Below are 10299 nucleotides of genomic sequence, written 5' to 3'. Positions count from 1 at the left end.
CTGCCCATTTACTAGTAACGATTGCTTACAACATCTTAAAAACAGGAGAACCTTATCATGAACTAGGCTCAAATTACCTTGAAGAAAAACAAAATAACAAAGAATTAAAAATGATCGAATACCTAAATAAGAAAGGCTATACAATTGCTCCATCTGAACAACAAACTTCATAACCAGTTAAAATAACGCAATAGTTCATTACCCCCATCAAAAAAAAATGAGAATATGGAGGGTTTATTTTAGCATGGCTTTTTTACTAATGTATTTTCATATAAAAAAGCTGCCTTAAAGACAGCTCCGATCTTCAGCTAATGCACCCGTTATTTTAATAAGGAGTTCATATATTTTAACTTTCTAATCTTCACCAAAAATTTGTTTATTGCTTTTTCTAAAAAGCGACACATTGTGAATAGGTGTAATTACTTCGTTATCCCAAAATATTGCACTACCATTTGGAATAGCGTATATATCCCTATTGTTTGATAAAGGGAATAATTCTTCATCAAGGGTTCCATCATAGTGAACTTCTACACTAAAATCTACTAACTCTAAACCTTTTATAACTTGTGTTTCGGGATAATATTCATCTTTTGTGATGATACAGTCTCTACAAAAAACTAACGCCCCAGCACTAACACCCACCATTAATCCTGAAAAACCTTTAATTGCTTGTATCAATTCTTTTGCAATCAAACTTTCCATTAACTTCTCTGGTCTTCCGCCAGTAAAATACAGAATATTATGGTCTTTTATTTCATTTTGCATTTCTTGATTTGTGAGTCGATAGTCGAGAAGTTTAATATGCTCTATCCCTATATCCTCAAATGATTTTTTTACAGAGCTAAACCATCCATCAAGTTTTGAATCCTCTGTCGCAAACGGAATTACTAAGATTTTATTTCCTACTTCAACGTGATTTGATAAATAACTCATCACATTATCAAGTTCTCCAGCTAAAGGGTTTCCTCCCCCGATAGTGCCATAAAAAGAGAGCGGCCTTAAAGACAGTTCTGATCTTCAGCCTGTTACCTGAATAAGAATATTTCTTCTATTTGGCAACTTCCAGTACAATTCGAGAAACTAAGTAAGAAAAGCCACTTAAACCTATAATTCCTACTAAAATTAATAAAGGAGCTTGTTCTGCATACATCATTCCTACAAAGAACATAGTAAAACATAGCAGTGACCCTACGATATTTAGTAAGATGTTCTTCTTATTCATTGTAATCAACCTTTACCTTCCCCGTTTGTTCATTTTAGGGTGTAAGGGATTCTTGGAAGAATTTTAATTACAACAAGTATATCTAAGTAATTTGGAACAAATATTATAACTGTTGAAAATCCAAAGGAGGTGGCTAAAATGAACGCACAACGAGCAGAAGAAATTGCTTCTTCGCCAATTATGGCTAATGTAACCTATAATGAGGAAAGTATCTACATTGAGCACGTGGATGAACAAAATGGAACAGCTACAATCCATCCGCTTGATGAACCTAATAAAAAACAAAGTGTTTCTGTAACCAGCTTAAAAGAACAGTAATTTATCATATTTCTTCTAAACCTCCGCCTTCGGGTGGTGGTTTCTTGTTAGTTTAAGTTCATTTACCATCTTCTTTTACAATCTATCACCTTGTTGAAGTAATCTGCCCCGTTAATTGCGGCTGCCTTATAGCCCCTTCCCTCATAAACTAAGCACCCGTCAGTTTATGAAGAAAGAGAGTGAATTAAGTAGAGTGTGTCTAATCCAATTATTTTTCTAATGCCTTATCAAATAATGGCACTTCTGAAACCTCTGGTTTTACTAGTAATCCAATTTCTCCAAGTATACCAACCGTACTTATATTGGACTTTTGTATTTGATTTGCTGTTGAATCAGCAATGTGTACAATCGGTAAACTGACTTTTTCTTCTATATATTTATTTCGGCACCTGCCTTCCAAAGACAGAGCAACATCGCCTAATAATCATACTGAAAATTCGATATATACATAATAGACTCTATATACAGTACCTTACTTATTAATCGAAAAACTCCATATGAGCTTTTTCTTGTTTGTAGTAATTTATTCTATCTTGTAAAGTACCTGTATGAAACTCAAACTTATGACCATCTGGGTCAGTAAAATAAATAGAGTTCTTATCTTTTTCATCTCTTGGACGACCTGACAAGATGTTTACATTCAATTCCATTAGTTTCTCGTACATTTTTACAAAGTCAGCTTCTTCTATTGAAAAAGCTATGTGTGTGTATGATTGGCTTATTTCATTACGTGGAATATCTTTTTCTACATTCAGAGCGATCCACATTCCATTCAAATCAAAATAGGCTGTATTTCTACCCTTGACCAACAATTTTGCATCAAGAACGTTTTGATAAAACTCAATGGAATTCTCTAAATTAGAAACTGAAAATAAAAAGTGATTCAAACCTTTTATAGACACTTTACCACCCCGTAATAAGACTACTTAAATAATTATATTAAAAATGCTAAATCTCCAAATCTTTTGCCTTTTTTTTGGCCAATAGACGCTTATAAACAGGATAGCCAAACATGTAGTACCCTGAAAATGACAGCAGTATTAAGGATAAACCGGTCATTGTGAGGATAGTGTATCTATACCAATTGCCAAAGAATGATCCATCATGCAAAGTGATGAGGAAAGTTGAGTAATCTGGATTTGTGGATAACACTTTACCCGTACTCGCATCTACTTGAACACCTTGACTGTTATTAAAGCGTACCTGGTAAACATTTGCACCTGGTCTATATTCGATTCTAAATATATCTTCAACCGAGTCTACACCTGGAAGCCCCTGAGACGTAGCAATTGACACGACCTTCTCCATGGGTATCGCTTGATCTGGACTCGCCTCTTTCCCCGTTCTTAACTCATCAGCCACTCCGAGTGGTATCATATAAACAAGCACGAGGCCTGTGACTGCGATGAACATAAAAAAAACGGATAAAATTAATCCAGTCCATTTATGTACCTTTCGGCTTAATTGATACAACTTTACTGATTTCGACATTATTCCATCACTCCACTTGACTACTTTTCAAAACACCAATTTTTCGCCTTTTTCCACGTTCATAAATAAGAAAATCAACCCTATTTCTTACATAAACATGCGTCTTTTCAATATTTATTAAGATTTTGTATATTAATCCAAATTATATCTTATCATTATTCAATGAGCCTGTCCTTTAGTGCCATAAGAAAAAAGAGCTGTACTAGCACCTCATTGAAATTACCCTGTGTTTAATACGCTGGAATCCCACCTCTCTCCTTTTAGAACTAACTAAGTAGTAACATTCATCTCAACTTTCCTGCCCCTTTTGTTGCCAAAAACTCAACTGGATTATTTCATTTGTTAAACATTGCGTGTGGCACCAAAGGAAGAATTTCCACCCCCTCTTGCGGATTGAAAGTAATCTCCTTACCATCTAACTCAATGGTTGCTTTTGAAAAACAAAGAAAAATTGGCGTGGGTATTGATGATAATGTTTTTTTCAGTTGTCAGCAGGCATACGTTCACCTAAATGCCACCTATCACCATTATCTCCCCATATGTACTTTTCAGCATTTCGTTTACTTTTTTTCATTCTTGCCCCGTTAGTTTAAAAAAGAAATTTTGTATTTATTTTCTTTTGGAACGCATACCATTTAGTTTTGTAATGTCAACTTGATTAAGCAATTGGTTATACATTTCACTCTTAACATCATATATAGCAATTTTCCCTTGATTATTATAATGAATTCCCCAACCATAATTTTTCACCAAAGGAGAAGCTCTGAAGCAAGCCTTGGATTTTTTAAAAAACTGTTCTCGAAGTTCAACTACATTTTCCTCTTCTATTTGATTCTTGATTAAGTATGTTTTAAATTGTACGTCTTCTTGTGTAAATTTATATGGGTTATTATTAATTAAATCATGCTCAATATAAGAAATTGTGGGTTTATCGTTTTTGAAGACAGGTACCTTTGCTGCAGTAACTTTTGAATCCTCTGAAATGGTAATAAGTGTGTTTTTAAAACTCATTTCACAACCTCCTTATTCAGCCGTGCGATTAATATCACACCATATTCTACCATCGTTTTCTTCCACCATCCTGCCCCCATAGTTGCAAAAGAAAAAGGCTGCCTGAGCAACCAGATAGTTTGATTAGTTTATTGAAAATAAAAACAGTTTTATTGAAAACATTATACCCTTTCAAGAGGGCTATGAGGTAAAGGTGGTAATTGAATTCTAACCAGGTCTCCAGGGTGAACCTCACCACTTTCCAATACTATGCTCATGATTCCTGCTTTACGTATCAAGTTCCCATGCTTATCCCGGTCTAAAACTGCGTTCATAAGTCCTGATTTAAATTGATCAATTTGGACACATGGATTTCGTAAGCCCGTTACTTTAATAACTGCTGTTTCCCCAATATATAGTAACGAATCCCTCGGCAATTCAAGCAGATCAATACCTTTTGTAGTAATATTTTCACCCATTTGTCCAGCTGTAACATTAAACCTATCTTTCAATTCATCTAATAATTCTGAGTGGATCAAGTGAACTTGTCGAAGGTTAGGTTGATTGGGGTTAGCCGCTACACGTGAACGATGCTTAACGGTTTTACCTAAATGGGCATCTCCTTCAACGCCCAAACCTTTCAACAGTTTTATACGACTGCAATTTTCCTTACTAAATGTGTGTTTATCACTTTTACTTACAGCTATTACTACTCCACTGGCCGAGTCAATTTTTTCCTCATTCTTTTTCATTCAACTCCCCCTAATACTAACAATTAACATATTTATCCAAATTACCTACCTCTTTAGTTTAACTACATTCTTTCACAATCTCAATAGTGTAGAGCCTTTTGAGACACAATCCAATCACCTACAAAATAGATTTCATAATTTCTCATTTGACTTGTATCAGAATGCTTATCATTATAAATACGCATTTTCCTGATGATATCCCTTATTAAAGAATATGGCCCTAAAATGAAAATTAAGAACTTATCTTTGTTCCAGAATAGCGTCCTCTAATGGAATAACTTGAATTTATCCTCATTCTAAAAATTTTATTTTAGTTCAACTAACGCACACCTATAGTTTAATTACGCCCGTGCGGAAAGTGTCGCAATGCCTTATCAGATACCCCGACCTAATTTGGTACTAATAGACAGCTCTAATCATATTCTTATAAAAGAAAACAATAAGAAGGAGTGCAAAGTCATTTGATTAAAGTGAAGGTTGGTTTACGGCCCATTGTAAGTAAGATAAATTTACCTACTGTTTTGAAAACAACCATACTTCCAGGTGACTCAATTGAAAGATTATTTATTGCAACCCAGGTAGGAGAGATCTTTTACATAGGAAACGGAGTTATAAGGACTTTTTTAGATATTCGACCGCGAATCCTAAAACTAGGTGTTTCTGGTGGAGGATATGATGAACGGGGATTGCTAGGGCTAGCCTTTCATCCCGAATTTTATTATAACGGTCTGTTTTATCTTCATTATTCATTAGCTGGAACACAAGGACCAGGTGCTCTTTCTGAATCTATTAATCCTAACCCATGTGATCCTAGAACTTTAAACCTAAGGTGGATAAATAGAGAAACTCAATATGATCATATTGATACAATTGAAGAATGGATATTACAATCGAATGGTCAACCCCAAAAACGTCGGACATTACTTAACTTAAGAAGACCATTTTCAAATCATAATGGGGTCAATAGTTTAAATTTTTCACCTGAAACCGGAAAACTTGTTTTAACAACCGGAGATGGTGGATCCGGCTATGATACATTTAACTTAAGCCAGGACGATCTAGAAATCGCTGGTAAAATAATTGAAATTGACGTAGGTAAGAATATATCCATCAATAATCCACCCATTGTCACACGTTTTAATGAACTTCCCATAACTATTCAGGAAACGCTCATGGTAATGGCCAAAGGGGTTCGCAATATACCAGGCATTTCATTTCAAAGGTTTTCTAATCAGTATATTAAATATGCGGGAAATGTCGGTCAGGATTTGGTCGAGTCGATTTTTTCATTCGTTCATTATAATCCAATACCGGTTACTCAGCTTATTCAGGCTTCTTTCATGAATTCTGAACCTGACAAAGAAAGATTTATAAACTTTGGGTGGCGAGGTTGGGAAGGTGCTTTTCCTTCTTCGATTATAAGAGGCTGCACTGAAAATTCGACTTTGGATGAGAAAACGATCGCTTATTACAATGAAGCAGTAGCACTTTCAGAGAGTCGTCTTCAGCCTTTAACAAGCTATTTTCATAAAGATACCAGACCCGATAAGTTTGAAGGAACTGCACTTACAGGAGTGCAAGCTTATATGGGGAAAAGAATCCCTGGTTTAACAGGAAGCGTTGTGTTTACTGATCTTGCCCGGAAAGAATCTCAACCTCAGGTTAGAGGGGCTTTAGCCTATACCATGGTAAGACCAAATAGTGAACAAAATGATTTTAGTGTGATACAAACCGATTATGATTTTGGTTCTCAATCAGCCTATTATGTTAGTTTGGGAACGAATCTGAATCAAACCAAATTATATTTAGCGGTTTATGGCTCTATGAAAGTGAATGATTTTAACCAAGGCAAAGTTTTTGAAATAGTTCCATGAATCATAACTATAAAATTCTACTAAATCTTGATAAATCTCTTACATGGATTTAATGAATCGAAATTTAAACCAAGTGATGGAGAATCACTAAATGATAATCATTTTTAATCTTTTAAAAATGATTAAAGCAATTTCAACCCATAACCAGCTATAACTGAAAGCAAATAAAAAGCCAGTTGTAAGAAATGAAAAGGAAACAGAGACCGCTGGACCTAAAACTGGAAAGTGAAAAATAAATATTAGACTCATAATTCCTAACATTAAAAGAATTGCACCAGTAGCAATAATACTTAATCTCTTCCTAAACAAGTAAAAGGATGCCCCTATGCCAAGTCCTAACAATCCTGTTGTAAAAGGAAATACAATTAGTTCAGTTGGCTGTAGGATGAATAACAACATTATTGTCAGAAAGTAGGACATTACTCCAAATGGAATGGAAAACATGGAACATAACAGAATAGGTGCAGTGGCTAGCGGACTTAAAAAATATCCTATACCCGGTAAAAATCCAGCAGCAGCCTGTAGAATAGCAGCCATACAGGCAAAAATAGACCCTAAAATGAGCTTCATCGTTTTTTTATGTTTATTGAATATTATTTGAGATGAACGAACCTCATCAGAAATAGGTTTTAAAAAATACACCTTTCCACCTCATTTTAAATAGTTTATACGTTACCATACATTATATTTACCATTTATTAGAGGTGGAACAATTATTAATAATCCAAACATCAATATCCTGAGTAATGAAAAATAAGCTTAATAAAAAATCTCTTTAAAACTTAACCGATAATACAAAAATAGAACATTAGTTCACATAAGGAAGTTAGCTGTTGTGATGATGTCTGGGTAAACATAAGTAATTTCCTTTGCCTATTAAAAAAAACAAGGCCTTATGGCCCTGCTTTTTATTCGACTATTACTTTTCCAACCATTCCCTCCTGGAAATGGAACCGACATATCAGTTCATATGTACCGGGCTGTTTCGGTTTCACGGTAATGTTTTTTTCTTGACCTGGCTGTACCTCGGCGTCAATACCGAGCTTTTCCAGTGTGAAGGTGTGCTTTTTCTTACCTTTGTTTTTCAATATCAACGTTGTGGTTGTTTCATTCGGAATAGTGATGTCTTTCGGATTAAAGTAATCATCGTTCAACTCGACCTCTATCGATTTCTCCGTCTCCATAGGCTGAGTTACAGCACTGGATTCGGCAAATACGCCGAGTGAGCCTAGAGTTGTCACAACTACAACCATTGCAAGCACAACGACCAATCCTGTTACCCACTTTTTCACAGACATTCGAATCCCTCCTTTCCTAAACACTATTTTTTTCCAATTCGTTAAATATTATTACTATATATTTGATTGAAACGTGCTTTCAAATAGTAACTTTTTTATCTAAAACAGTGAAAAGAAAAGATCGACTCTAATGACGGTCTTCTGGAATCTATTCTTATGCAACTAAACTGCCCGTTACTTAAAATAAATATCCAAGTATAGTTCCATTTTCTAACCAGTTTGCTGAATAACATGACTGTTATGTTAATAAATACATGAATGATTTTTCTCTGTTTCACAAAACTGTTAATTTAGCTAAATCTAGGAACGTTTCTTTTCTTTTAAATCAAGCAAAAATCCAATGAAGCAACTTATTCATACAGGCAACGATTGACACTTTGGCAGGTTTTCCTTCTGATTTTTTCTTATCATATATAATAGATTCTATTAAAAAAAGGTCAATCAGTAATTTTACTGGTCGACCTTATAATACGAGCGCACCCTTTAGTTCAACAAGTGTGTAGTGTATGCAGTAAATGGTCCCCCATCATATGTAAACGATGTCGAAATGAGAGGATATTAATTCCATCCTTTGTAAATCCCATTCAAATGTAAGTATGGCTGATTGTTTTGATTGATGTGTTAGGAGGCGTACACCATTTTTTATGATCATGCTTTCTGCACCCCAAAAACGGACAGTTTTGTCTTCGCCAGTACGATTACAGACAATTACGGGCAGTCCTGTTTCCAATGACCTTTGTTCCCATTCTCCCTCTGGACCATGTAATCCAGGACCCCAGGAAGACGGTGCAATTAATATTTCTGCTCCTTTTTCAAATAAGTTGTAAGCTATATCTTTGGTATATGCGTCCGCACAAATCATAATACCAACCTCAACATTGTCTGTTTTGATTGGCTCTATTACATCCCCTGAAGCTGACCAATCATCAATAACACTGATTTTTCTCTGTTTACCTAATATATGACCTTTTTTATCTATGATAAACACAGAATTATACAACTCTCCGTTACTGCCTTTTTCAGGGCAACCCAAAAATACAGTGCTTTTCAAATTCTTTAGTTGACGGCTCAAATTACTCATCCAAGTATCAGGTTGCCTGTTAATCCATCCAGTCCCTATCTTATGATTGAATTGAAGTCCGCTGACACATAGTTCTGGTGTTATAATCCATTCGGCATTATTCTTTGATGCTATATGAATGGCTTGTTCAATTAGATTTTGGTTATACTCCACATCACCAGCAATAGGCAATAGATGTAATAAAGCTATTTTTATTTTTCCCATAATGATCTCCCAAACATTAACTTATTTTAATGGCTATGCTTGTAAGAATTGTAGCATAGACATTGATTGGCTTGTTCAACTGATATGCCTCGTTAGTTGAATTAAGAAAAAGGATGCGGCAGCAACCTAGGAATTGAAGTAAAACACATCTTAATTTAAAAGTGTTTAACTTCACATCAGGAAAAAAAAAACAACTATGTCAGCTCTCCCCCTGATTCTCCTCTGATAAGGGAGCAAAAAGTTAAAAGGTCATATTTCATTACTCTTAATCATAAGGAACAAGGAGAACATTTATTAGGGGTGGTCTTTATGAGAACAAGTTACAGAAGAAGGACGGAATATCCTTACCCAGGGGAAAGTATCCCACCTAAAGGTTCTCCAGATGCAGGAAATTGGCCAATGTTTTTTATTGCAAAGGGAAGTGACTGCCGCGCAAACCGATTGTTCAACGAAAGCCCTCCTTTTTTCAAAGGTAAATTCGCTCAAATCCTCGGGATATGATATAATGAGTGCTTTTTTGTAAATAATAAGATTGTTAATAAATAAATTGAGGAGGACGTGTATGCAACAGGATCAACAAGCTAAAGAGAATTTGGGTTCTATTACGAAACCAGAATTTGCCGGAACCGATGCACAAAAAGTAAAACAAGAAATTCTAAAAGATGTAAGTGAAGGACAAGGTGCAATGACTTCCCGAGAGGCAGGAGCAATGCGCGATTAAAAAACCACTCTGAGTGGTTTTTTATTTTATGCTTCAAAATTACACACTCTCATTTCGACTTGATGGAGATGCTATAAACTTAATGAGTAAGCACGGTTGGAAAGACCACCTAAAGAAATTGACCCTGAATATCCAGCGAAAGAAATAAACAAATGTTTGCTGCATAAATCGAGTAGGAGGAGGCGCCTAGCCTCCGACCTCTCACACCACCGTACGTACCGTTCGGTATACGGCGGTTCAGTTTAAGTCTGACGCAGTTTTGTATATCGTTCATATAGATTTTCTAACCCTTGATGTTGCCAATAAGCATTATTAAGGGTTTTGTCTAGAATAGGGCTATGCGCAATG

At 35.3% G+C, this 10299-nt stretch carries 14 protein-coding genes; 4 read left to right on the top strand and 10 right to left on the bottom strand.

Translation table 11 applies throughout. The features are described from left to right. Positions 1-354: 354 nt before the first annotated feature. Positions 355-975, bottom strand: coding sequence for a Type 1 glutamine amidotransferase-like domain-containing protein (locus LQ203_RS26910; protein WP_290370660.1), 621 nt, complete (start codon positions 973-975; stop codon positions 355-357). Positions 976-1048: 73 nt separating this feature from the next. After that, positions 1049-1222: a hypothetical protein gene (locus LQ203_RS26905; RefSeq protein WP_230162945.1), complete on the bottom strand. Its 174-nt coding sequence runs from the start codon at positions 1220-1222 to the stop codon at positions 1049-1051. Positions 1223-1360: 138 nt separating this feature from the next. On the opposite strand from LQ203_RS26905, the gene LQ203_RS26900 reads away from it, so the two are divergent. Continuing rightward, on the top strand, positions 1361-1540 hold the full coding sequence (locus LQ203_RS26900) for a small acid-soluble spore protein H (RefSeq protein ID WP_230162943.1): 180 nt from the start codon (positions 1361-1363) through the stop codon (positions 1538-1540). 208 nt (positions 1541-1748) lie between these two features. Here the strand turns inward: LQ203_RS26900 and LQ203_RS26895 are convergent, their stop codons facing one another. The 5 genes from LQ203_RS26895 to LQ203_RS26870 all read right to left on the bottom strand — a co-directional run bounded on the left by LQ203_RS26895 (position 1749) and on the right by LQ203_RS26870 (position 4773). Further along, positions 1749-1940, bottom strand: a complete 192-nt coding sequence (locus tag LQ203_RS26895) for a hypothetical protein (RefSeq protein WP_356715629.1) — start codon at positions 1938-1940, stop codon at positions 1749-1751. Positions 1941-2019: 79 nt separating this feature from the next. After that, positions 2020-2442 carry a FosM family fosfomycin resistance protein gene (gene fosM, locus LQ203_RS26890; RefSeq protein WP_230162941.1) on the bottom strand — a complete coding sequence of 141 codons (423 nt, stop codon included), beginning with the start codon at positions 2440-2442 and terminating at the stop codon, positions 2020-2022. Between the two features lie 46 nt (positions 2443-2488). Further along, the gene (locus LQ203_RS26885) at positions 2489-3031 is read right to left on the bottom strand and encodes a PepSY-associated TM helix domain-containing protein (protein WP_230162939.1); all 543 of its coding nucleotides are present in this window, start codon (positions 3029-3031) and stop codon (positions 2489-2491) included. Between the two features lie 609 nt (positions 3032-3640). After that, on the bottom strand, positions 3641-4042 hold the full coding sequence (locus LQ203_RS26875; protein WP_230162937.1) for a DUF6157 family protein: 402 nt from the start codon (positions 4040-4042) through the stop codon (positions 3641-3643). A gap of 161 nt (positions 4043-4203) precedes the next feature. Beyond that, a complete protein-coding gene (locus LQ203_RS26870; protein ID WP_230162935.1) occupies positions 4204-4773 on the bottom strand; it encodes an MOSC domain-containing protein in 570 nt (189 codons plus the stop codon). A gap of 461 nt (positions 4774-5234) precedes the next feature. Here LQ203_RS26870 and LQ203_RS26865 point away from each other — a divergent pair, with 461 nt between their 5' ends. Next, on the top strand, positions 5235-6647 hold the full coding sequence (locus tag LQ203_RS26865) for a PQQ-dependent sugar dehydrogenase (protein ID WP_230162933.1): 1413 nt from the start codon (positions 5235-5237) through the stop codon (positions 6645-6647). Between the two features lie 87 nt (positions 6648-6734). Here LQ203_RS26865 and LQ203_RS26860 read toward each other — a convergent pair whose 3' ends face one another. The 3 genes from LQ203_RS26860 to LQ203_RS26850 form a co-directional block, all read right to left on the bottom strand. Beyond that, positions 6735-7289, bottom strand: a complete 555-nt coding sequence (locus tag LQ203_RS26860; protein WP_230162931.1) for a hypothetical protein — start codon at positions 7287-7289, stop codon at positions 6735-6737. 266 nt (positions 7290-7555) lie between these two features. Next, complete coding sequence (locus LQ203_RS26855; RefSeq protein WP_230162929.1) at positions 7556-7945, bottom strand: cupredoxin domain-containing protein; 390 nt, start codon at positions 7943-7945, stop codon at positions 7556-7558. A 526-nt stretch (positions 7946-8471) separates the two neighbouring features. Next, on the bottom strand, positions 8472-9230 hold the full coding sequence (locus LQ203_RS26850; RefSeq protein WP_230162927.1) for a carbon-nitrogen hydrolase family protein: 759 nt from the start codon (positions 9228-9230) through the stop codon (positions 8472-8474). Between the two features lie 309 nt (positions 9231-9539). Here LQ203_RS26850 and LQ203_RS26845 point away from each other — a divergent pair, with 309 nt between their 5' ends. Next, positions 9540-9731, top strand: a complete 192-nt coding sequence (locus tag LQ203_RS26845) for a hypothetical protein (protein WP_230162925.1) — start codon at positions 9540-9542, stop codon at positions 9729-9731. Positions 9732-9792: 61 nt separating this feature from the next. Next, the gene (locus LQ203_RS26840) at positions 9793-9951 is read left to right on the top strand and encodes a hypothetical protein (RefSeq protein ID WP_230162923.1); all 159 of its coding nucleotides are present in this window, start codon (positions 9793-9795) and stop codon (positions 9949-9951) included. The last annotated feature ends 348 nt before the right edge of the window (positions 9952-10299 follow it).

This window comes from Peribacillus sp. Bi96 (assembly GCF_918698115.1).
Taxonomy (GTDB): Bacteria; Bacillota; Bacilli; order Bacillales; family DSM-1321; genus Peribacillus.
This window is presented reverse-complemented; position numbering and strand designations above follow the sequence as displayed.